Origin of the sequence: Candidatus Effluviviaceae Genus V sp. (assembly GCA_014728125.1) — a bacterium.
Taxonomy (GTDB): Bacteria; Joyebacterota; Joyebacteria; order Joyebacterales; family Joyebacteraceae; genus WJMD01.
In genome coordinates this window covers 1-22419 of record WJMD01000034.1, presented here as the reverse complement: position 1 = coordinate 22419, position 22419 = coordinate 1, and the positions used below count along the sequence as shown (strand labels likewise).

18 protein-coding genes are annotated in these 22419 nt (G+C 65.9%); 10 read left to right on the top strand and 8 right to left on the bottom strand.

Going from position 1 to position 22419, the window contains the following annotated elements:
• Positions 1–606: 606 nt before the first annotated feature.
• The gene (locus tag GF405_01865; protein MBD3366904.1) at positions 607–1824 is read left to right on the top strand and encodes a hypothetical protein; all 1218 of its coding nucleotides are present in this window, start codon (positions 607–609) and stop codon (positions 1822–1824) included.
• Positions 1825–1973: 149 nt separating this feature from the next.
• Here the strand turns inward: GF405_01865 and GF405_01860 are convergent, their stop codons facing one another.
• Positions 1974–4151, bottom strand: a complete 2178-nt coding sequence (locus GF405_01860; protein ID MBD3366903.1) for a PAS domain S-box protein — start codon at positions 4149–4151, stop codon at positions 1974–1976.
• Between the two features lie 219 nt (positions 4152–4370).
• Here GF405_01860 and GF405_01855 point away from each other — a divergent pair, with 219 nt between their 5' ends.
• Entirely contained in the window at positions 4371–4919 is a 549-nt protein-coding gene (locus GF405_01855; protein MBD3366902.1) for a hypothetical protein, read from the top strand.
• 107 nt (positions 4920–5026) lie between these two features.
• Here the strand turns inward: GF405_01855 and GF405_01850 are convergent, their stop codons facing one another.
• Positions 5027–6643 carry a T9SS type A sorting domain-containing protein gene (locus GF405_01850; GenBank protein MBD3366901.1) on the bottom strand — a complete coding sequence of 539 codons (1617 nt, stop codon included), beginning with the start codon at positions 6641–6643 and terminating at the stop codon, positions 5027–5029.
• Between GF405_01850 and GF405_01845 the strand changes: the two genes are divergently transcribed.
• The 7 genes from GF405_01845 to GF405_01815 all read left to right on the top strand — a co-directional run bounded on the left by GF405_01845 (position 6579) and on the right by GF405_01815 (position 13834).
• Entirely contained in the window at positions 6579–7343 is a 765-nt protein-coding gene (locus tag GF405_01845; protein ID MBD3366900.1) for a hypothetical protein, read from the top strand. The genes GF405_01850 and GF405_01845 overlap by 65 nt on opposite strands.
• A gap of 573 nt (positions 7344–7916) precedes the next feature.
• Positions 7917–9443: a hypothetical protein gene (locus GF405_01840; protein ID MBD3366899.1), complete on the top strand. Its 1527-nt coding sequence runs from the start codon at positions 7917–7919 to the stop codon at positions 9441–9443.
• A 42-nt stretch (positions 9444–9485) separates the two neighbouring features.
• Complete coding sequence (locus tag GF405_01835; protein ID MBD3366898.1) at positions 9486–10193, top strand: 3-oxoacid CoA-transferase subunit A; 708 nt, start codon at positions 9486–9488, stop codon at positions 10191–10193.
• A complete protein-coding gene (locus GF405_01830; protein ID MBD3366897.1) occupies positions 10190–10891 on the top strand; it encodes a 3-oxoacid CoA-transferase subunit B in 702 nt (233 codons plus the stop codon). The genes GF405_01835 and GF405_01830 overlap by 4 nt, the downstream gene beginning before the upstream one ends.
• Positions 10888–12207: an aminotransferase class III-fold pyridoxal phosphate-dependent enzyme gene (locus GF405_01825; GenBank protein ID MBD3366896.1), complete on the top strand. Its 1320-nt coding sequence runs from the start codon at positions 10888–10890 to the stop codon at positions 12205–12207. Before GF405_01830 ends, GF405_01825 begins: the two co-directional genes overlap by 4 nt.
• A gap of 38 nt (positions 12208–12245) precedes the next feature.
• Complete coding sequence (gene pcaF, locus GF405_01820) at positions 12246–13454, top strand: 3-oxoadipyl-CoA thiolase (protein ID MBD3366895.1); 1209 nt, start codon at positions 12246–12248, stop codon at positions 13452–13454.
• Entirely contained in the window at positions 13451–13834 is a 384-nt protein-coding gene (locus tag GF405_01815; GenBank protein ID MBD3366894.1) for a hotdog fold thioesterase, read from the top strand. Before pcaF ends, GF405_01815 begins: the two co-directional genes overlap by 4 nt.
• Positions 13835–13970: 136 nt before the next feature.
• On the opposite strand, the gene GF405_01810 is transcribed toward GF405_01815, so the two are convergent.
• The 6 genes from GF405_01810 to GF405_01785 form a co-directional block, all read right to left on the bottom strand.
• Positions 13971–15509 carry an aldehyde dehydrogenase family protein gene (locus GF405_01810; GenBank protein MBD3366893.1) on the bottom strand — a complete coding sequence of 513 codons (1539 nt, stop codon included), beginning with the start codon at positions 15507–15509 and terminating at the stop codon, positions 13971–13973.
• Positions 15510–15705: 196 nt separating this feature from the next.
• The gene (locus GF405_01805) at positions 15706–17067 is read right to left on the bottom strand and encodes a hypothetical protein (GenBank protein ID MBD3366892.1); all 1362 of its coding nucleotides are present in this window, start codon (positions 17065–17067) and stop codon (positions 15706–15708) included.
• Positions 17068–17112: 45 nt separating this feature from the next.
• On the bottom strand, positions 17113–18309 hold the full coding sequence (locus tag GF405_01800) for a hypothetical protein (protein MBD3366891.1): 1197 nt from the start codon (positions 18307–18309) through the stop codon (positions 17113–17115).
• Between the two features lie 60 nt (positions 18310–18369).
• Positions 18370–19215, bottom strand: coding sequence for a hypothetical protein (locus GF405_01795; protein MBD3366890.1), 846 nt, complete (start codon positions 19213–19215; stop codon positions 18370–18372).
• Position 19216: 1 nt separating this feature from the next.
• Positions 19217–19534 (bottom strand): helix-turn-helix domain-containing protein, encoded by a 318-nt coding sequence (locus GF405_01790; protein MBD3366889.1) that lies wholly within the window; start codon positions 19532–19534, stop codon positions 19217–19219.
• Positions 19527–20123 (bottom strand): hypothetical protein, encoded by a 597-nt coding sequence (locus tag GF405_01785; GenBank protein MBD3366888.1) that lies wholly within the window; start codon positions 20121–20123, stop codon positions 19527–19529. The genes GF405_01790 and GF405_01785 overlap by 8 nt, the downstream gene beginning before the upstream one ends.
• Positions 20124–20712: 589 nt before the next feature.
• Between GF405_01785 and GF405_01780 the strand changes: the two genes are divergently transcribed.
• Positions 20713–22419, top strand: a 1707-nt coding sequence (locus GF405_01780) for a hypothetical protein (GenBank protein MBD3366887.1), incomplete at its 3' end; no start/stop codon positions are given.

Below are 22419 nucleotides of genomic sequence, written 5' to 3'. Positions count from 1 at the left end.
GGTCGCGTCGTCCGGACGCTTCTCGACAGCGAGCTCGAGGCCGGTGCCACGGGCTTCGTTGTGTGGGACGGCACGGACGACCGCGGCGCGAAGTGCGCCAGCGGTGTCTACTTCTACCGCATCACGGCTCCGGACTTCGTCGAGAGCCACAAGATGGTGATGCTGAAGTAGCAGCGTTCTGAGGAAGGACCGGAGTGCTGTTCTCACGTGGCGCTCCTCGGTTGTACGAACGAGGGGGGTCGAACCTGGCCCCCCTCGTTCAATCCGGCCCGCTTCTTGCAAAACCGTTGCGGGACGAGTCTTCAGGGCTCTTCAGAGGCCCCGCAGTCTCTTGACAAAGAAACACAATGGTTGTATACTCGTGCTGGACTCGGGGAGATACGCTCTCTTCGGGCTCATGAGTGGAAGTCGTTGACAGCGTAGGAACTCACGTGCAACCCAGGGGAGGGGTGCCTATGTGAGCGAGACGATGTCGACCCGCCCGCGTCGACACGACGCGCGCCCGCTCGGGGCGAGTCGGACGGCATCGACGACGGATCGCCCGATGGCGGTCCGAAGGCAACCTGCAAGCGTTTGTTCGAATATCCTCTCGAGGGAGGAAACACAATGAAGAAGTTTCTGATTGCGGTCGCGGTCCTGGCGCTCTTTGCCGGGATGGCCTCGGCGAAGCTGAACGTCGAGACGCCTACCCACGAGCTCAGGGGCCCGACGCGTGCTAACACGCTCTACTGGTACGACGACATCGAGAGCGGCCCGGGCTTCTGGTCGACAGTCGACTACACCCAGGGTGCCACCCCGCACTTCCATGTCGACACGTACCTCGCATACGCCGGCACCTACAGCTGGTGGTGCGGCACGTTCGACTACGATGCCGACGGCGGCTACGGCAACGGTTGGGATGACCGTCTGGACATCCCGGCGACCGACGTCTCCGGCGCCTACTACCCGATCCTGACCTACGCGTTCCGTCACGACTCGGAGCCGGCGTACGACTTCACGTACGTCCAGGCCGAGTCCAACGGCGTGTATGTCAACCTGAACCGCGGCTACGACGGCGTGGGTGCCTGGTCCGACCTCGGCACGTACGGCTTCGTGCTGGCGCCGTACGACAACCCGGTGAAGGCCCGCTTCCGCTTCGTCTCGGACGGCGCCTGGTCCGATCAGGACGGCCTGTACCTGTCGAACGGTGGCGCCTTCCACGTCGACAACATCAAGATCTTCGACTTCTACGGCGGCTACCAGTACTTCTACGATGATGTGGAGACCGGTGGTCTCTGCGTGCCGTCCGTCCCGGCTGCCGCCGGCGACTGGTGGCACATCATCGACCGCGCGTGCCCGGCTGTCTCGGATCCGCACAGCTGGTGGTGCGGCGACGACGCTGACACGTCGCTGATCCCGCCGAACCTCGACAACGCCCTGATCACGCCCGCCATCGACCTGACGGGCATCGCTCAGACGTGCACGGCGAGGTTCTACATGCACATGGAGGTTCCGACCGTCGACAACGACTACGTTGCCTACTACGCGACGATCGACGGCGGTACGAACTGGTACGGCGTCGCGGCGTACTGGGGCGACTTCGCCCAGTGCGACGGCTGGGGCACGGCCGGCATCGACGGCTTCGACCTCGGCTTCTACTGCGGCGGCCCGCCCTTCGGCGTGACTGCCTTCATGTTCGAGTTCTTCACGACCGATAACGGCTGCGGCCCGGGTGCCGCGGGCGGCGCCGGCGTCATGCTCGACGACACGTGGTTCGAGGGTGAGGAAGTCGGTGTTGCGGTCGAGGAGACCAGCTGGGGTACCATCAAGTCGATGTACAGGTAGTGTTTGACGATTCGGCACTACACCTCTCCCCTTCGAGGGCCCGCCGCTTCCGCGGCGGGCTCTCTCTTTAGTACCCACATCGCACTTCCATGCGAAAGCCCCGCCGCAGATGCGGCGGGGCGTGTGGCGTGACTTTCGCTGCGTGTCGCCTAGTGGGCCAGCGGCAGCTCCGGCATGTCGTTCTCATCCTGAACCGGGGCCTTGGGACGGGCGGTGGCTGTCTCCTCGCCCACGGGCAGGAAGATCCTGAAGCTCGTCCCCCTACCGGGCTCGCTCTCCAGCTCGATCCAGCCGCCGTGCTGCTCGACGATGCCGTAGACGACCGAGAGGCCCAGTCCGGTCCCGCTGCCGCGCCCCTTGGTGCTGAAGAAAGGCTCGAAGACCCGCTCGACCGTCTCCCGGTCCATGCCGCGACCGTCGTCGGAGACGGTCAGCATCACGTAGCGACCGGGGCGGGCGTCCGGATGACGTGCCGCATCGTGTTGGTCGACCGTCGCCTCGTTCGTGCGGAGCGTGAGCGTGCCTCCGTCCGGCATGGCGTCGCGCGCGTTCACGGCGAGGTTGACGAGGATCTGCTGGATGCTCCCCTCGTCTGCCCAGACCGTACGAGGGCCGTCTACGAGCTCAGTCTCGATCGCGATGTCCTCGCCGATGAGAGGGCCGAGCATAGCGGTGACCGCGAGTGTCGTCTTGCTGACATCGACCGGCTCGAGTTCGACGGGGTCCCTTCTGCTGAAGAGCAGCAGCTGCTTCACGAGGGCTGCGCCCCGGTCGGCCGCGCCCTGGATGCTCTCGAGGTCCGAGCGGATCCTGCTGTGCGGATCCGCGCCCATCATCGCGAGATCGGCGAAGCCGCGGATCGCCGTCAGCATGTTGTTGAAGTCATGCGCCACGCCGGACGCCAGCGTCCCGACGGCCTCCATCTTCTGGGCGTGGAGAAGCTGCTGTCCGAGGCTCTCCCGCTCCTGGCGGGCGAACTGACGCTCAAGCACGGCCGCAAGCATGCCGCCGATGGTCTCGAAGAACGGACTGTCCCTCCCTGTGAGCGTCGTCGGCCGTGCGGAGACGAGTCTGAAGACCGCCAGGGTCGTCCCTCCCTCTCCGCGGATAGGCAGGATGACCTCCTTGAGACCCCCGGCCGCCGCCCCACCGGACGGCCCTGACTCGCGGTAGGCGGATTCGGCTGTCTCGGCAGCGCGCCGGACGCCTGAGGGCGGGGGTGCGTCGGCCGCCTCGACGGCTTCGCCGGCCGCTGCGGCCAGCGTCAGCTCGCCCGCCCCGCCGCGTCGGATGTGGATCGTGCCGGAGTCGAACCCCAGGATGTCAACGAGCTCCTCGAGGATCTTCCCCGTCACTCCCTGCAGGTCCTCCGACTGAACGGCGGTACCTGCGATGGCTCTGAATGCGGCCCGCTCGCGCTCGCGCGCCTCCTCCGCAAGCTTCGACTGTGTGATGTTGCGGATGATGCCCTGGTATCCGAGGGGCGTGCCGTCGGCCGCGCGGCGCAGGGTCGATGTCAGCAGGCAGGTGTTCCGGAATCCGTCCTTGTGAAGCAGCACGACTTCGAAGTTACGGACCGACCCCTTGGATTCGACCTCTTCCTGGAAGCGGCGTCTGTCCTTCGGGTCGGCGTAAAGAAGGTGGACGTCACGGCGCAGGAGTTCCTCCCTCGTGTAGCCGAAGAGCGCCTCGGCTGAAGGCGAGATGTCGATGAGCTCGCCGTCGCGCGTCGTGATGTAGATGACGTCCAGCGACTCTTCGAAGAGCGAGCGATAGCGCTCCTCGCTCTCACGGAGGGCGTGCTCCGCATCGAGACGGCCGGTGATGTCGGCGCCGGTGATGAGAACCGCCCCGGTGCCGTCGCCCAGGGAGAAGAGGACGTGGCCCGGGCTGAAGAGCACCGTTCTCTCGGTGCCGTCGGACGTGATGACGCGGAGCTCCACCCTGCGCGGTACGTCGTCGGCGAGCGATCGCTCGAGTTCTGCTCCGGCGCGCTTCCTGTCCTCGGGCTTCACGAAGTCGAGCGCGCTCTTCCCGAGCAGATCGTCGAGAGGGCGCCCGAGGGTCACGGCGGCCGACTCGCTCGCGTCGAGAATGGTCCCGTCGGCGTCCAGCAGCAGACTGACCGCCGGGCTCTTTCTGAAGAGGAACCGATAGGCCTCAGTGTCGCCGACGAGGTCGCGGAACCCCGGTACTGGGGGCTGCGGCCCGTGGTCCTGTCGATCGCCCTTCCGCGCCATTCGCGAAGACCCTCCTGACATCACACGAGGTGGATGCGGACTTCCAAGCCGTTCCATTGGAAGCCCGTCCGCGAAGCCAGAATGCATGAGGTGTGCCGGAATGCGTCTTTACGTGGCAGGCAATCGCGCGTCGTGGGAGAGCGGCCGGTCAGGTCGAGGTACGGCCGCCGTCATAGTGAACGATGTCCGGGAATGTGCTTGACAGTCAGACCCTTCGTGTGCTAATCGATGAAGCAGAGACTATTGGGTGCAGGAGACGTCGGACGGTCGGGTCCGCCTGATGTCCTGCGAGTGAAGGGGGAAGCGATGAGAAGAAGCTCAGGCTTCGTCGTGCTGCTCGCACTGGCTGCGGCAGTGACGGCACTGGTGATCTTCCCGGCCTGCAGCACGGGGCAGGACATGGAGTTCGGCGGCCCCGAGGACGTGCAGTTCGCAACCGCGCTGTGGGAGGGCATGGACGGCTACCATGGCTGGCCCATGGCGTCGGACGTCTACGAGGGTCAGTCGCCCCACGGCGCGTTTCTCCGGCTCTACTACAGCATCGTTCACATCAACGACACGCCCTACCACGTCATCGTCAAGGACAACTTCGGGGGAGAGGGTGCCACAATGGACGCGGTTTCGGAGAGCCCGGGCGACTTTCTCGCGGCGGTCACCGTCATGGTACACCGTGAGCCGGGCTACGACCCGGACAACATGAACTGGTTCTGGGTCAAGTACGACGCCGACGGCACCATCTCGACGAACGAGGATGAGATGGCGCTCGCCGGCCGTGTCGCGAAGGGGATGGACTCCGGCTGCATCGCGTGCCACGCGAAGGCGGGAGGAGGCGACTACTACTTCACGAACGACTGATCGTGTTCCGCTGCACGACGGAGAAGGTACCGCGATTCGTATCGACACGGCCCCGGTCTCGGAAGAGGCCGGGGCCGTTCTCTCTTTCGTTTGCCGTCGAGCCGTTCCTACCTGATGAGGATCAGCGACCTTGCGCCGGACGTCCGTCCCGCCGTTACGCGCACGAAGTAGGCGCCGGCGCCGACTCGCCCGCCGTGGTCGTCCCGACCGTCCCACACGACGCTGTGACGACCGGCTTCCGTGCCGCGGTCGTGAAGCGTCCGCACCGCACGTCCGCTGACGTTGTAGATGCGGACGGCGACGTCTGCGGGCTCTGAGAGCGCGAAGGAGATGGTCGACTCGCTGCCGAACGGGTTCGGCGCCGGGCGCTCAAGCCGGAGCACCGAGGCAACCGGCTGTTCGATGCCGGAGGAGGTGCCCTCCTGCTCGTACGTAATGCCCGACATGCCGGCCAGAAGTGACTGGAAGTCGAACCAGGCGCCGACATCGCCCTTGAGGACATGGTCGAGCCAGGGGTCCAGAAGCGTCAGCACAAGGTCGTGTTGTTCGGTCCGCGAGATCGTCGGGTCGTCGCAGCCGCCCTCACCGAGCTCACAGAGGCCGTTCTGTTCCGCGAACTGGCAGTGACTCGCTCCGCCGATGGTCACGCGGGTCTTCACGTCCGAGGCGAGCGCGTCGTACATCGGGATCTGGTGGTCGGGGGGCGGCGTCACACAGTCGACAGAACCCGAGAAGACGAGTGCCGGGACCGTGATCGAACCGGCGGCGGATATGGCCGAGGGATTGGTCTCGGCGGCCGCGAGGTTGAAGATGCCGGAGATCGATGACGACGAAGCGGCGCCGAGGAACGATGCGCCCCCGCCCATCGAATGTCCTGACACGGCGCACGCCGTACCGACGCCGCCGTAGAGCGGGGAGGCCGGATCAGCGCCGTCGGCGAGTATCGCGCCCGGCAAAAAGGCGAGGTCGAGTCCGAGGTCCTCGTGGTCCGGGAAGAGCCCGGTCTCCGTTCTCGGGACCGCCACGATGTAGCCCCGGGGAGAGAGATGCTCCCAGAGATACTCGTAGTCGGACCACGTGATGAGATAGCCGTGCCCCAAGGCCACGACCGGGAAGCCCCCGGCGGGCGCCGTCGCGATCGGGACGTCGTCCCCCGCGGTGTCCGAAGGGTAGTAGATCTCGGTCGGTATCGACCGTCCGCCGCGTGCCGGGTCGGAGTAGGTCACGGACGTGTGTCCGAGCTCGAAGGCGGCCGACGGCGCGACCGTGCACAGCGCGAGGATCGCGACGGCCAGGGCCCACACACAGACGTGCCCGGTGGGCGTCAGACGATGGGCGTACTTCGGTCCGTTCGATGACAGCATGCTCATCGTCTCCCTTCTTCCTGACCGCGCGCCCCCCGATGGTGATTCGTCATAGCCATTATCCCACAATTCCCCGTATTCCTCAAGAGTCCGTCGGTCTCTCGGTACGACGACGCTGGACGCACGGTCGGAGCGGCGCTGCCGGGAGGGAGTTGCCCCGCCGGGTGGCGCGGAGACGCCGGACCGCAGGCCGAAACCGCTTGACCGGCGCCTCACCGGGTGATACCTTGTAACCTCGTACCGGAACATCGGATTCGCCCGCCGAACCTGACTTCGGGCAAAACGGAGGACTTCGATGACCTTGACACGAGGAGACGGCCTGCGCCGTGTTCTGTTCGTGGCTGCAGTGCTTGCTCTCATGCTGTTCTGGGCGACCGCAGCCAGCGGCCTCTGTCCGCGCGTGGACTTCGTCCGGGTATCCGACCGGTCGATCGCGATGGGTTGGACGATGGATGAGAGCGAGGCGGAGATCGAGGATTTCGGCGGGTACCGCGTCTGGTTCCGCGAGGTGTGGGAGTCAGATGAGTTCTCGCTTCTGAGCGAGTACGAGTTCGGCGAGGAAGACCCCGACGCTGCCAGCTACTGGCCGTTCGACCCGTACTACGAGCAGCCGGTCCGCTCCGACAGCGCCGCCATCTTCCAGAACGCCTTTCCGTACGAGCTGTCGGTGACGGCCTTCACGGCAAGCAATCCCGATTCGAACGATGCGGAATGCCTGGAGGCCAACCGCACCGGCATCATCTATCCGCGCGTCGGTGTGCAGGACGGCCTTGAGGAGATCGAGTGCATTCCGAACCCGTACCGGTCGTCCGCGGACTGGGAGTACGGCGGACAGCGCCGCGTCACGTTCGTGGGACTCCCCAGCAGGGCGACGATCATGATCTACACGGTCGCACTCGACCACGTCCGGACGCTCGAGCACGATGATCCCGGCAGTGATCAGGAGTTCTGGGATCTCAAGTCGAAGGACGGTGACGAGGTCGCCCCCGGCGTCTACCTGTGGCACGTTGAGGCCGAAGGTCTCGGTACGACCGACGGCCGTGTGATGATCATCAAGTAGCCGGTGCCTGCCGACAGCGAGCGTCGGACCGCTTGATGCGCCCGGTTCTGCCAGGCCGTCTGGTTGCGCTTCCCGAACGGGGGCACAACCGGGCGGCTTCTGTCTGCCCGGCGGAGACGAACCGTCGGACCTCGCGGCGCCCCGCGAAGAGCGGCCGGCAGGCCGTTCTCTTCGGGACTCCGTGAAGCGGCCGCCCCGCGGCCCTGCGGTGTTGCTTTCCACAGCGTGGAGAGCTAAGGTCAAGAGTGGACCTGTGGGTCGTCGGGAGGCTGAGTTATCGGTTCCTTGGCAACGTCTGGCTCGAGGCGAGCGTCACATCCCGGCGCCGACAGGAGCGCGGCAGACATTGTCCCTGGCGGGCGGTGTCTGAACACACAACCATCTGCAGGATCAGCCGAATGTCAGCGCTGTGATGGTACCGGTCCGGCGAGACGCTCTCCGGACGTGTGGCGTTGCGCGAACGAAGTGTTCTGAGAGCCGTCAGGACGGTCAGCAACACGGAGAGAGGACGTGGATACACGACACGAGAAGCAGACGCGAACCGCGATCACTGACGCGGACGTTCAGAACATGATGGACCACTACGGATACTCCGATGAGATCCGAGAGACCATCGAGAAGGAACGTCTTCTCCCGCCCGGTCTGCTGAGCCGCCTGCAGGAGAACTACCCTCATCAGTCTGGCTTCATCAGAACCCGCGAGTTCATGTTCACAGGCCGAAAGAAGTACGCGGGTCTCGAGGGCTTCCATTCCATGGTCGAGATCCTCGAGCAGCACGGCATAGACATCGGTCACGTCGAGGAGCGCGAGCTCTTCATCGAGGTTTACCGCTTCATGGCGACCGGCCACGTCCTCAACGCCATCAACTGGGACGACTTCGAGAACGACCCTCTCTTCATGCTGGTCGTCCCGCAGCCCGGGATGATCAGAAAGGATGCCGAGGACGCCTACCTCGCAGCCGAGACCGAAGAGGAGAGGCAGAGGATCATCGAGGGGTACATGGGCAAGACGAACCCCCACGACTGCAACCAGCTCCTCAACAAGCCCTGGTTCGAGAACGAAGACGGCGATGTCGAGTTCGTCGAGGGCAGCCAGCACAAGTACCCGCAGTGTGCTCTCATCTTCGACGAGAAGACACAGAACTGCTTCTCCTTCTGCACATACTGCTTCCGGCACGCGCAGGTCCGGGGCGACGAAGACATGTTCTGCCAGCACGACCCCGGCCAGGTGATCGAGTATCTCAAGCTGCATCCGGAGGCCACCGACATCCTCATCACCGGCGGCGACGCCGGCTACATTCCTGTCGAGCGTCTGAAGGAGTACGTCGTACCGATCCTCGAGGACCCTGCCCTTCGGCACGTCCGAACGGTACGTCTCGGCACCAGGATGCTCACGTACCTGCCCGAGATGGTCCTCTCCCATGACTACGACGAGATGCTCGAGCTCTTCGACGCCATGTACGATAGCGGGGTCCAGCTCGCCTGGATGGCGCACTTCTCGACGCCGCGCGAGGTCCTGAACCCGACGACGATCGCCGCCATCCGGCGGCTACAGCGTCACCACGTCGTGATGCGGAGCCAGAGTCCCATGATGAGCCACGTCAGTCTCTTTCGGGACGAGAACGGCGACGTCGACGTCGAGCGCACGGCGAAGAACTGGACCGACCTCGCCCTGGTCCTCGGCACGATGCACATCGGGTTCCACTCGATGTACCTGGCACGGCCGACCGGCGAGCATCACTACTTCACGACGCCGCTCGCCGAGGTCGCGAAGATCGCCGACAAGATCCACAGGGACCTGGCATCCATCTACCGTCCGTCCCGGTACATATCCATGACCTCATCGGCCGGGAAGATCTCCCTGCTCGGAGTTGTCGAGGTCGGCGGAGAGAAGGCGTTCGCGCTCAAGTTCACCGAGGGCCGCAACATGCGATGGATGGATGGTGTGTTCCTCGCGAAGTACGACGAGGAGGAGAATACGATCGACTTTCTGGAGCCGTTCGATACCCAGGAGTTCTTCTACCGTCAGGATCAGAAGGACATCGAGGAGGCGCTCGTCAAGGCGCTCGAGGGACGGACGTTCGCGAAGGTCGAATCGTAGGGTGATCGCCGCTCCGGACCTGCACTCTCGAGGGGCACGATGATCAACAAACAGGTTGAATCGGTCGCCGAGGCCGTTCGCGACATCCATGACGGCGCGACGGTCCTGATCGGGGGCTTCGGTGAGGCCGGCAGTCCGATCGAGCTGATCCATGCTCTGATCGATCTCGGCGTCCGGGACCTCACGGTGGCGAGCAACAACACGGGAAGCGGACAGGTCGGTCTGGCCGCCCTGATCCGCAACGAGCAGGTCAGCAAGATGATCTGTTCCTTCCCCAGAACGGCGAACTCGACGGTCTTCCCGGAACTCTACCACGCCGGCAAGATCGAGCTCGAGCTGGTCCCGCAGGGGACGCTGGCGGAGCGCATCCGGGCGGGCGGCGCGGGAATCCCCGCGTTCTACACGCCCTCGTCCATCGGGACGGTCCTCCAGGAGGGCAAGGAGGTCCGCTCCTTTGACGGGCAGGAGTACGTGATGGAGTACGGTCTCCGGGCGGACTTCGCGCTTGTCAAGGCGAAGAGGGCGGACCGCTACGGGAACCTCGTCTACAACAAGACGGCGCGTAACTTCGGTCCCATCATGTGCACGGCCGCCGAGACCGCCATCGTGCAGGTGGAGGAGATCGTCCCGCTCGGGGAGATCGATCCCGAGTGCGTTGTGACGCCGGGCATCTTCGTCGAGCGCGTCGTCGTCGTTCCGGAACCTGCACAGGAATCGGCGCTCGTTCGAGAGGGGCGGGTCTACCCATGACGAACCGGTCTGACACTCCGAAGGGATGGAGCCGTGAGGGGATGGCCAGGCGTCTGGCTCTTGACGTCCCGGACGGCTCCTACGTCAATCTGGGCATCGGGATGCCGGAGCTGGTGGCGCAGTTCCTGCCGGCGGACCGTGAGGTCCTCTATCACACGGAGAACGGTCTTCTCGGAATGGGCCCGCCGCCCGACGAGGACCAGATCGACCCGGAACTCATCAACGCCGGCAAGAAGCCGGTGACCGCCGTTCCGGGCGCCGCCTACTTCCACCACGCCGACAGCTTCACCATGATCCGGGGCGGGCACATCGACCTCTGCGTGCTCGGCACCATGCAGGTCTCAGGTCTGGGCGACCTGGCGAACTGGTCGACCGGAGCGGCCGACGCCATCCCGGCGGTCGGCGGCGCCATGGATCTCGTCCAGGGTGTCAAGACCATCTACGTCATCACGCGGCACACGACGAAGACGGGACAGCCGAAGGTCGTCTCGTCCTGTACGTATCCGCTCACGGGCAAGGCCTGCGTAGACCGCATCTACACCGACCTCGCCGTGATGGACGTGCGGCCGGAGGGACTCGTTGTCATCGAGCTCGCGCCGGGCGTCACCTACGATGAGGTGCGGGAACTCACCGACGCTGAGGTCATCGCGGAGGAGGGGCTTGTGAACCCGGGCGCGCCGCAGGGTGACAGCGCATGACCGCCGACAGGACCCGCAGCCAGCAGCTCTATGACCGCGCCCTCAAGGTGATGCCGGGCGGCGCCAGCCGGAACACGATCCTCAGAAGACCGCATCCGCTCTACGTCGAGCGCGGCCAAGGTGCGCGCGTCTACGACGTCGAGGGCGTCGAACGCATCGACTTCGCGAACAACATGGCATCGCTCATCCATGGTCACGCTCACCCCGCCATCGTCTCGGCGGTGGGCGACCAGCTCGAGCGCGGCACGGCCTTCACGCTCGGGACCGAGCGTGAGATCGAGTACGCGGAGCATCTGGTCGACCGCGCCGCCTCGTTCGACAAGATCCGTTTCGTCAACTCCGGCACCGAGGCGGTCATGGCGTGTCTCAAGGCGTCGCGAGCGTTCACGGGACGGCCGAAGATCGCGAAGGCCGAGGGCGCCTATCACGGCCTCTATGACTTCGCCGAGATCAGCCAGACCGCACAGCCGGCGACGTGGGGCGACCCTTGTCATCCGGCGAGCGTGCCGGTGGCGTACGGGACGCCTCAGAGCGTGCTCGACGACGTCATCGTCATCCCGTTCAACGACGCCGAACACGCGCTTGCGCGTCTGGACGAGCATGCCGACGAGATCGCCTGCGTTCTCATCGACCCCGTTCCGCATCGTGTCGGCCTCATCCCGATCGAGCCCGCATTCGTGAGGACGCTGCGCGACTGGACGGAGAGGAACGGATCGCTCCTGGTCTACGATGAGGTCATCACCTTCCGCATCGCCCACGGCGGCGCTCAGGAGCAGCACGGTATCCGGCCCGACCTGACGGCCCTGGGCAAGATGATCGGCGGCGGCTTCCCCGTCGGAGCGATCGCGGGACGCCGCGAGGTGATGGATGTGATGGACCCGCTCGCTGAGAGAGTGCTCTTCCCGCACTCTGGCACGTTTTCGGCGAACCCGATCACGATGACGGCCGGCTACACTGCGATGAAGCTCTACGACCGCGAGGCGGTCGAGCGGATCAACACGCTGGCCGTCCGCGCGAGGAACCAGATCGAGGACGCGATCAGCGTCGCGGGGATCACCGCGTGCGTCACGGGCGCCGGGTCGATGCTCCGCGTCCACTTCAAGCCGGAGCCGCCGAGGGAGTACCGGACGTGCTACATGGCGCCCGACGAGGCTCCGCTGCTCTCGGCGTTCCTCGACTACCTTTTCGACCACGGCATCATCCTGATCAACACGGGCACGGTCATGCTCTCCACGGTCATGACCGAGCGCGAGATCGACACGCTCAGCGAGGCGATGCTGGGCGGATTCCGAAAGGTCAGGGAGCTCTCTCCCTGACGTCTCACCGCGACATTCTCTGACAGAGAGGTGCGAACGTGCGCGAGGCATTCATCTGCGATGCGATCCGGACCCCGGTCGGTCGATACGGAGGCGCTCTCTCGTCGGTACGTGCCGACGATCTCGCGACCATCCCCATCGTCGCGCTCCTGGAGCGCAACCCGGGGCTCGACGGCGCTGCCGTCGACGAGGTGATCCTGGGCTGCGCCAATCAGGCCGGCGAAGACAACCGCAATGTGGCGCGCATGGCGCTCCTGCTGGCGGGACTTCCGGACTCGGTGCCGGGGATCACGGTCAACCGCCTGTGCGCTTCCGGCATGTCGGCCATCGGCATCGCCGCCAACGCCATCCACGTCGGCGAGTGCGACCTCATGATCGCGGGCGGCGTCGAGAGCATGTCGCGGGCTCCCTTCGTTGTGGCGAAGGCCGAGAAGGCGTTCAGCCGCAACGCCGAGATGTACGACACGAGCATCGGGTGGCGGTTCGTCAACAGGAAGCTCCACGAGCAGTACGGCACCGACTCGATGCCGATCACGGCGGAGAACCTCGCGGCGGAGTTCGATATCAGCCGGGAGGACCAGGACGCCTTTGCCTACTGGAGCCAGACCAAGGCGGCGGCAGCGATGAAGGACGGCAGGCTTGCGGAGGAGATCACGCCCGTGAGCGTCCCGCAGCGCAAGGGCGACCCCGTCATCGTCGACACCGACGAGCATCCGCGTGACACATCGTTGGAGAAGCTCGCGGCGCTCAGGACGCTCTTCGCAGATCCGGGCACGGTCACGGCGGGGAACGCGTCGGGCGTCAACGACGGCGCCGCTGCGCTGCTGGTCGCATCGAAGGAGGCCGCCGGGAGGCACGGGCTGACGCCTATGGCCCGCGTTATCGGGACAGCGTCGGCGGGCGTCCCGCCTCGCATCATGGGCTTCGCCCCCGTGCCGGCGACGCGCAAGCTCCTCAAGCGCATCGACATGTCGCTCGACGACATGGACATCATCGAGCTCAACGAGGCGTTCGCGGCGCAGGCACTCGCCTGCACGCGGGAACTGGGTCTCGCGGACGACGATCCGCGGATCAACCCGCTGGGCGGCGCCATCGCGCTGGGGCACCCGCTCGGGATGAGCGGCGCGCGGATCGTGACCTCGGCCGTACACCAGCTCAGGAGAACCGGCGGCCGCTACGCGCTCTGCACGCTGTGTGTCGGTGTGGGACAGGGCGTGGCGATGGTGCTGGAGCGCGTCGAGTCATGAGCGGCGTCGACCACATCGAGGACCTCGGGATGGTTCCGGTGGGGTTCGTCGACGGTGAGTACGTCGTCGAGCTCGAACTTGAGGAGCGCCATCTCAACATCGGAGGCATCGCGCACGGCGGCATCTACTGCAGCCTGCTGGATACCGCTATGGCCCGGTCGTTCATCAAATCGGTGTCGGACGAGGGCCTTCCCGCGGTGACTCTTGAGATGAAGGTGAACTTCCTCGGGGCGGCCAGCGAGGGCACCCTGAAGGCCCTCGGGAGGGTGGTCGCCCGGACGCGGCGCACCGTGCTCGTCGAGGGGCGCGTCGAGGACGGGAAGGGGCGGATGCTCGCCCGCGGCTCCGCCACGATGATGGTCACGGACGGCTCGGGCTGAAGAGCGCCGGGGCCGCGGCGCCGTTGACCAGCCGGGGAACGACCCCGCATGTGCGGCCTTGCGGTCGCTCCATGGAAAACCGAGCCCGGCCCCCTGATGGGAGGCCGGGCTCTTCGTCGTGGTCTTCGTTCTCGCCCTACAGCTCCAGCTCGATTCCCTGCGCCAGCGGAAGGTCCGGGCCGTAGTTGATTGTGTTCGTCTGACGGCGCATGTAGCCCTTCCACGCGTCGGATCCCGACTCGCGGCCGCCGCCCGTCTCCTTCTCGCCGCCGAACGCGCCGCCGATCTCCGCGCCCGAGGTGCCGAGGTTGACGTTGGCGATGCCGCAGTCGGAGCCGGCGGGGGAGAGGAACCTCTCGGCGTTCACGAAGTCGTGCGTGAAGATCGCGCTCGAGAGTCCCTGCGGGACGTCGTTGTGGATCGCGAGAGCCTCGTCCATGTCGCTCGCGCGGATGAGGTAGAGGATCGGGGCGAACGTCTCCTCCTGCACGATCTCGTAGTGGTTCTCGGCTTCGGCGATGACCGGCTCGACATAGAAGCCGCCTTCACAGCCCTTCACGTCCACCGTGCTTCCGCCGTGGATGACCGTGCCGCCCTCCTCTTTGAGCCGCTCGAGCGCCTGCATCATGGCGTCGACGGCCATCTGGTTGACGACAGGCCCCATGATGGTGTTCTCGTCGAGCGGGTTTCCGATCGGGACCTGCTTGTAGGCGCCGACGAGCGACTCCGCGAAGCGGTCGTAGACCGAGTCGAGGAGGATGACGCGGCGCGTCGAGGTGCAGCGCTGTCCGGCCGTGCCGACCGCGCCGAAGAGCACAGCGCGAAGCGCGAGCTCCATGTCCGCCGTCTCGTCGATGATGATGGCGTTGTTGCCTCCGAGTTCGAGAATGGTGCTCCCGAGCCTGCCGCCGACGACCTCGCCGACGCGCTTCCCCATGGTCGTCGAGCCCGTGAACGAGACGAGCGGCACTCGGTGGTCCTGGATGAGCTTCTCGCCGACGTCCGAGCCTCTGCCGACGACCAGGTTGAAGACGCCGTCGATGTCGTGACGCTTCGCCACCTCGTTGACGATCTTCTGGACGGCGATGGCCGTCAGAGGCGTCGAGGACGACGGTTTCCAGATCATCGTGTCGCCGCAGACGGCCGCGAGCATCGCGTTCCACGACCAGACCGCGACCGGGAAGTTGAAGGCCGAGATGATGCCGATGGTGCCCAGGGGGTGCCACTGCTCCATCATCCGGTGCGACGGGCGTTCGGACGGCATCGTGAGGCCGTAGAGCTGGCGGGAGAGGCCGAGCGCGAAATCGGCGATATCGATCATCTCCTGGACCTCGCCCTCACCCTCCGCGCGGATCTTACCCATCTCCAGGGTCACGAGCGCGCCGAGCTCGCTCTTCCTGTCGCGGAGCGCGTCGCCCATCTCGCGGGCGATGTGGCCGCGCTGGGGCGCCGGCATGGTGCGCCACGTCGTGAATCGCTCCTGCGCGCGCTCGATGATCTTCTCGTAGTCGTCGCCCGAGGCGCACCTGATGGTACCGATCTCGGAGCCGTCGATCGGAGTGAACGACTTGATCTCGGGTCCTGTGGGCTTCTCAAGGAACGGACCGTACGCGGCCCCGCTCTCGACGTCGTTCAGGCCGTTGGCCTCGAGGATGGCCTTGAACTCTGACTTCATGCTTGTTGCCTCCGTGGTCTCCTTTGAACGTATGAGCCCGCCGGGCCGCGATGTCGTGTCTGAGGCGCGGTGCGGGGGACCCTCTCCCGTCGAAGCTCAGAGTCTAGCAGGCGGAGGGACAGGTGTAAAGCGAGCGGCGGGCTGGACCCGCCGCTCAAGCCGTTCAACGGAGGTGGTCGGCGTGTCCCGGGCGCCCTTATCGGAAGAGCCCCTTGATGCCGCCCCAGCTGGCCCGCTCGACGGGGCTCCCGCAGGGTCCGCAGCCCTGACCGAACGCGCCGATGGTCACGCCCCACGGGTTCGCCGAGGGCAGGCAGAAGGAGTCCTGACAGAGCGCAAGGTTGTGGTTCGCCTTGTCGCAGAACCTGGGCGGGTTCGTGAAGTCGTTGTCTGCGTACGTTCCGCACAGGCTGTCGCCGCCCGCGTTCTGATAGATGAGGCAGTTCGTGAAGGTCGGGTTCTCGAAGCCGCCGTCGCAGAGCACGGCCTCGCCGTTCGTCGAGAACGCGATGATGGACCGCACCACCACCACGTCCGAGTCGTAGAGAAAAAGGCCGGCGGCCGCGTCGTCGGCGCTGTTTCCTATGAGCGTGCAGTTCGTGATGTGCGGGTCGCAGCTGTTGCACTCGATGGCTCCGCCGCGGTACCCGCAGGAGTTGTTCTGGAAGCTCGAGTACATCGCCCACGAGTCTGTCGCTTCGTGGAAGCGGAGCGCTCCGCACTGCACGTCACCGACGTTCCCCCGGAACGTGCAGTCGCTCACGGTCGCCTTCGCTCGCGAGCAGTAGAGTCCGGCGCACGTCATCGCTGTGTTGTCGACAATGAGACAGCCGAGCGCGTTGACCTCGGCGCCGCTGTCGCAGTATATCGCCCCGCCTTCGTTGTTCGCGTCGTTCGACCGGAACTCGCAGACATTCAGGTCGACGACCGCCGATGAATCCGCCACCACCGCGCCCCCGGAGCCTCCGGCCTCGTTCGAGAAGAAGCCGCAGTTTCGGAAGAGCACAGACGTGCCCGAGCCTCTCGCGTGCACCGCCGCTCCACCCCCGGAGGTCGTGTTGCTCTCGAAGAAGCAGTCCCTGAAGACCGGCTGGCCGCCGCTCCTGATTCCGACCGCGGCGCCACGGTTCGCCCAGTTCGCGAGGAACGTGACGTTCTCGAACTTGGGCGAGCATCCGTCGACGTAGACGCCTCCGCCGGCTTCCGCCCATCCGCCTGTCATCGTGACCGAGCGGAGCACGAAGGTCGTATCCTGACCCCCATTGATGTGGAAACCTCTCGAGGAGCTCTGACAGTCGATTGTCACGTCGCTGGGATCGTCGTTGGAAGAGCGGATGAGAATGCGCTTCGCGCCGCAGTTGATCCCGACGTTCCCTGTGCCGGAGTAGGTCCCTGCCATGATGAGCACCGTGTCGCCGTCGCTGGCGGCGCTCATACCTTCAAGGATGGTCGAGTAGGCCGTCGACCCGTCGTCGTCGACGACGAAGGTCGCGGCGCCGGAGCTAAGAGGGAAGAGCACGAGGATGCCGAGCGCACAGCAGGTGAGCGCCGTTCTCATGGTTCGCTCCCTTCTCAGGGTACGTGGTGGGTCTGTGAACGCGTACTAGTCGAGCGCGTAGGCCGGCGTCGACGAGCTGCAGGAGTCGCATCCCGCGGCATGCGCGCCGAGCTGCTCATTCCACGTGTTGTTCTCAGGGAGACACGGCGAGTTCGAGCAGAGCGTGAGGTCGCCGTCGAAGAGTCCGCAGAGAAGCGGGTCGACGTTGATGATGTCGGTGCCCACCGTTCCGAGGCCGTCGCCGCCGAAATTCTGGAAGACGCAGACGCGGGTAGCCGTCGGCTCGTCCTCCGCGTCGGACGAGACCGCCGCTCCCAGGAACTGGAAGGCGATGATGGAGTTCGTGATGACGGGAGAGGAGCCCCCGTTGAGGTGGATGGCGCCGCCCTGGTTACCGCCGTTCCTCACGAACGTCACGCGATCGAGCGTGGGAGACGAGGAGAGACAGCTCAGGCCGCCGCCTGAGAACAGACACTCGTTCTCGTAGAACTCGACCTCGGAGAGCGCGGCCTCGGAGCTTCCAAGATAGAGTCCGCCGCCTGCCGAGCTCGCCTCATTCCGTACGAAGTTCACGCCGGCCAGCGTGAGTTCCGCGAAGACGGCGGACAGGCCTCCTCCCGAACCCGCCACGTTCTCATCGAAGGTCACGTCCTCGAGCGTGGGCGCGGCCCCGCTCTGGCAGAACATCGCGCCGCCGCTGAAACCTGCCGCGTTCGAGTCGAACGTCACGTCGGTCAACGTGGGACTTCCACCGCTCAGGAAGAGCGCGCCGCCCTCGTCGTCGGCCTCACAGAGCAGGAACTCCACGTCGGTGATTGTCGGCGAGGTTCCGATGATCGACATCCCGCCGCCCCGGAACGAAGCTCCCCGGGTGATCGTGAACCCGGAGATGACCGATTCGCTGCGACCGCGACCGTGGAGGACGAACGCGCGGCCCGCGCCCTCGAGATCGATCGTGGTCGAGTCGGCGCCACCGCTTGAGATCAGGATGATGCCCCGGCCGCCGAACGACATGTCCCGGTTGTCGGGTCCCGTGTAGGTGCCCGGCAGGACGAGGAGCGTGTCGCCGTCGACCGCGGCGGCGACGGCCTCCCCGATCGACGTGAAGTCGCCGGAACCGCCCTCATCGATGGTGTAGGTCGCCGGGAGGACCTCGCTCGGGCCCGCTGAGTCGGAACATCCGGCGACGAGCGCTGCGAGGACGCCCGCGAGCAGCAGAACGATGGTCCGTCGAGTCGTCATGGTCCCCTCCCTGGGCTGCCCGAACGTTCCCGTTCAAGGTACGCCCGGCGAGGCGACCTGTCAACGTCCAGCCTGTGGATGCTTCTCGAACTCGACCTCGCGCTGGAAGTTGAGGATGCGCTTGAAGTCGCCGAGCATCGCAACCTCGAGCACGACGTCTTCGTTCAGGGTGAGACACTCGATCTCACGATCCACGAGCGAGACCCAGAACTGCCCCCAGTAGCATGAGCGGCCACGGGCCGGGTCGGCGTCGACCGGATTTGCGAACGACATGTAGAAGGCGACGGCGCAGGGCTCCCCGTGCATCACGGTCACGCCTGACCACTTCACGCGAAGGTCTTTCATCGTGAGCTTGCCCCAGTCGGCCATCTGGACGTCGACATCCTCCCAGGAACCGACGAGTGAGAACTCGTGAAGCGGAAGAGAGTCGGTCTCGTTGAGCGACATGTCGACGAGCTCGATCATCATGCCGTCCCAGACCATTGTCTTGATGAGGTCCTTGAGATCGGACTTAGGGAAGCGCTCGTAGAGGGACTCCTCAGCGATCTCTGCGGAGAGTCCGTACTCGAAATCCTCCATGATCGTGAGCGGCGTGGGCTCCGGGAGCTCCCCGTCGGCGCCGGCTCCTGCTATCGACACGTCGTTCCAGCGGAAACGGCCGTTCTCCGTGTCCCTTGTATAGCGTCCGGTGACGGCTGTTCTGGTCTGCGGCGCTCCGTCCACATCCCGCAGGTGGAAGCTGTAGGTCAGTTCATAGACCTGCACCGGGTCCGGGTCCGCCGTGGGGCTCGCCGGGAACGAAACGAGATATGCCTCGAGCCCACTCATGTCTGCGTTCTCTGTTTTGCCTGTAGGACCCGCCAGGGCGAGTCCGGCCAGGACCGTCAGCATCAGGATCGTCCGCATGTCACGCCTCCCTTTCTGCGCGCCTGGCGCGCTCCACGATTGCCTCCAGTTGTGACAGGTAGGAGAGGAGCGCCCGACGTCCCTTCTTCGTCATGGAGACGGTGGTGCGCGGTTTTCGTCCTTCGTATCCCTTCCGGACCCGCACGTATCCCGCCTCCTCGAGCTTCGTCAGATGTCGGCTCAGGTTCCCGTCGGTCGTGCCCGTCTCTTCGCGGAGATGCACGAAGTCGGCCTCAACGGCCTCCGCGAGGGTCGTCATGATGCGGAGCCGGACCGGCGCGTGGATCAGCTGGTCGAGTTCGTGACTCCGATCAGGCATCGGTCGCCTCTCCTCCGCCCAACCTGCCGAAGAGGACGCCCGGGAGAATCCAACCGACGACGATGGCGACCGCCATCATCACGGCGCGCGGCGCTCCGCCCGCGAAGACCATTCCGACGGCGATGCCCCACCATCCGAACGCGCACCAGGCGACCGGAGGAAGCTCGAAGATGGCTCCCGTCGAGAAGACACCCACGCCGAGCACCACACACGTGAGGATCGGAACGAGGTTCCAGTCGTACGCGCCGATGAGCGGAAGGACGAGTGCCACGAGGATGTTCGCGATCCCGACGGCTACCCACACGAAGCCGCTGACAGTGGAGGCGTATGACTTCACGCGGGTCTCTCTCTGTGCGCGCGAGAAGGCGAGGTATCCGACGATGCCGGACGCGACGGCGATGACGATGAGCGCGGGGAGAACGAGCGCGTTTCGACCCGCCTGCTCGAGGCCGGCGACAGCGACGACCCCGACGAGCGCGACGACGCCCAGCCAGACGAAGAACCGACCGGACTCGGCGGTGCTGCGTCGGGTCCGCTCGACCATCGAGCGGATGACGGCGAGCTGCTCCTGGTAGTGCTGTTCCGCCATGTGGGCCCTCCCTGTGTGTTCTCGGTTTCTGTGTGATTAGCAAAGTACTTTGTCTCACAAAGTAAGTATCGCATGGACACCGTTTCCTGTCAAGCCGCTTCTTGAGCCGGGCCCCGCCGGCGGGTGTCTCGAGTCGGGTCGAACGGCAGGTGCCGTCGTCACCAGGCCCGGCCGATGTGTCGCCGGATGGACTTCGAACCGGTCGCCCGACGATGTCGGGGCGGAGAGAGGGCCCGCGTTCGGTTGACTGACTCTCGACGGGGACGATATACTGGAAAGGTCGGCTTTGGATTGGGAACGTCGCGGACAAGGAGCTGCTCAAGCGGCGCTCGGCCCGCCACGAAGAGAGAGCTCTTCGGGCGGGTTGTTTTCGGGCGTCGGTCCGTCACCCCGCTCTAACTCATGGCTCACTGAGGTGATGACGAGGCTGCGTGACAGGCAAGGGGGCGATCGTCCCGGATGGTCCGGGACGGGTCTCTCTTGTGCGGCTGCGGTCTTCCTGCTTCTCCTGACCGTTGGGGGGGCCGTCGGCCGGGAGCTTCCCGACAGCCCAGGTGACCTTCCCTTTGTGTTGACGGGCGCCTCGCCGATGAGCGGGGCGCCTCGCTTTGCGGCCCTCGTCGACCTCGACGGGGACGGTCTCGACGAGTGTATCCGTGTGGACCAGTCGGCCGACCGCATGTACTGGCAGTGGTCCGTCGAGCGTCTCCTGGAGACGACGAGATTCCCCCTCCTGTCTGAGCGGAGCGTCGACCGGCTCGGCTGCGCCGGGCTCAGCGACCTCGATGACGACGGAACACCGGAGGCGGCGCTCTGGCGGCAGGACGGCGAGCGCGTTCTCCTGACCGCGGTCGAGGTCCTGATCGAGCGCGCGAACGTCGGGCTCGATACGGTCGCCGTTTTCGAGTGGTACGTCGGCGATGGACTTCTGCCGAACGGCGTCTGGCGCGGAGAACTCGAGCTTGCGGGAACCGTCGATCTCGACATGGACGGTGCGGACGACGCCGTCGTCGTTCTGCTTCAGGCCGGGACGCTCGGCCGTCCGCGCGCCGTAACCCTTACCGACATCGCGTCCGGCGAGGAGCTGTGGTCCGTCGAGACGGGCGCCCGTCCCGTCGGGGGAGCTGCCATCGTCGACCTCGAGAGCGACGGGCGGTCCGAGATCGTAGTGGGACTGGAGCCGACGAGCTCACCGACACTCGAAGGGCTCTGGGGCGATCTCGAGTCGCGGGTCGTCGTCCTGGACATCGACGGACTGCCGAGGTGGTCAAGGGCGACCGGCGGCGCGGGGAGTACGGTCGCGATGGCGGCGGCCGATCTCACCGGCGACGGGGCGATGGAGATCGTCGTCGGCACGTACCGGGCGGATTCCGGGGACGCGCCCGGCGTGATGGTCCTGGATGCGTCGGGGGACACCGTGGCGGAGGCTCTCAACGGAGTGAGCGTGCACGACCTCGCCCCGACCGGCCGCGACCTCTATCTCGCCTGCGGGGACGGCGCAATCCGGCGGTTCGCCCTCGACGACGGATCGCTCGTGATCGAAGCCGAGCTGCATGTTGGAGACGAGGTCCGCCGTGTGGGCACCGTGTCCATGAGCCCGCCTCTGCACGACGAGGGCATCTACTTCGCCGGTTCGATGGGGGCTATCGGCGTGGCGGCCCGCGACCTCAAGCCGCTCGCGCTCCTGCGCACGACCGAGGCCGGCCCCGGGCCCGGCTCTCCGTTCGCGGCCGGCACGTTCGCAGACGAGAACGGGAGCAGGAGCGGGCTCGCGGCATCGACCGCCGACCGGCTCAGGTTCCTCGTGCTCCGCCGAAGAGCCATGAGCCCCGCGCTCCTTCTTGCTGTCTTCGCTGCTGCGGGCATCGGGATCGTGATGGTCGTGCCTCGTTCTCGCCGGACCACCTTGTCGTGGGTCCGTGAGCACATCACCCCGGTTCAGGAACGGGGCGAGATCATCGACGGGATTCTCCAGGACCTCAGGACGGGCGGGCACGGCAAGCTGTCGATCACGCGACCGGTTCGTCATCTTGCCGACAACCTCAGAATGCTCGGTGATCAGGAGGGTGGGATCACTGACTCGTTCGCCCGGCGCTACCGCGAGATGGTTGAGAAGGCGCAGGGCGACGGCGTCGCCTCGATCGACAGGATCCGCAGGAACGCCGAGCGCGTCGGGCTCGCACCGGAGGCGGCCGCCGCGCTCCGTGACGTTGTCGGGGAGCTGCGGAGAGCCCTTGCGGGAATCGGCAGCGAGATACCACCGGAACCCGAGTGCGTGCGCCTGGCGGACAGACTT

Coding starts and splice junctions, on each gene's coding strand:
- GF405_01865 (MBD3366904.1), top strand. CDS start 607: ATGAAGAAGTTTCTGATTGCGGTCGCGGTCCTGGCGCTCTTTGCCGGG.
- GF405_01860 (MBD3366903.1), bottom strand. CDS start 4,151: ATGCATTCTGGCTTCGCGGACGGGCTTCCAATGGAACGGCTTGGAAGT.
- GF405_01855 (MBD3366902.1), top strand. CDS start 4,371: ATGAGAAGAAGCTCAGGCTTCGTCGTGCTGCTCGCACTGGCTGCGGCA.
- GF405_01845 (MBD3366900.1), top strand. CDS start 6,579: ATGACCTTGACACGAGGAGACGGCCTGCGCCGTGTTCTGTTCGTGGCT.
- GF405_01850 (MBD3366901.1), bottom strand. CDS start 6,643: ATGAGAGCAAGCACTGCAGCCACGAACAGAACACGGCGCAGGCCGTCT.
- GF405_01840 (MBD3366899.1), top strand. CDS start 7,917: ATGGACCACTACGGATACTCCGATGAGATCCGAGAGACCATCGAGAAG.
- GF405_01830 (MBD3366897.1), top strand. CDS start 10,190: ATGACGAACCGGTCTGACACTCCGAAGGGATGGAGCCGTGAGGGGATG.
- GF405_01825 (MBD3366896.1), top strand. CDS start 10,888: ATGACCGCCGACAGGACCCGCAGCCAGCAGCTCTATGACCGCGCCCTC.
- GF405_01815 (MBD3366894.1), top strand. CDS start 13,451: ATGAGCGGCGTCGACCACATCGAGGACCTCGGGATGGTTCCGGTGGGG.
- GF405_01810 (MBD3366893.1), bottom strand. CDS start 15,509: ATGAAGTCAGAGTTCAAGGCCATCCTCGAGGCCAACGGCCTGAACGAC.
- GF405_01805 (MBD3366892.1), bottom strand. CDS start 17,067: ATGAGAACGGCGCTCACCTGCTGTGCGCTCGGCATCCTCGTGCTCTTC.
- GF405_01800 (MBD3366891.1), bottom strand. CDS start 18,309: ATGACGACTCGACGGACCATCGTTCTGCTGCTCGCGGGCGTCCTCGCA.
- GF405_01795 (MBD3366890.1), bottom strand. CDS start 19,215: ATGCGGACGATCCTGATGCTGACGGTCCTGGCCGGACTCGCCCTGGCG.
- GF405_01790 (MBD3366889.1), bottom strand. CDS start 19,534: ATGCCTGATCGGAGTCACGAACTCGACCAGCTGATCCACGCGCCGGTC.
- GF405_01785 (MBD3366888.1), bottom strand. CDS start 20,123: ATGGCGGAACAGCACTACCAGGAGCAGCTCGCCGTCATCCGCTCGATG.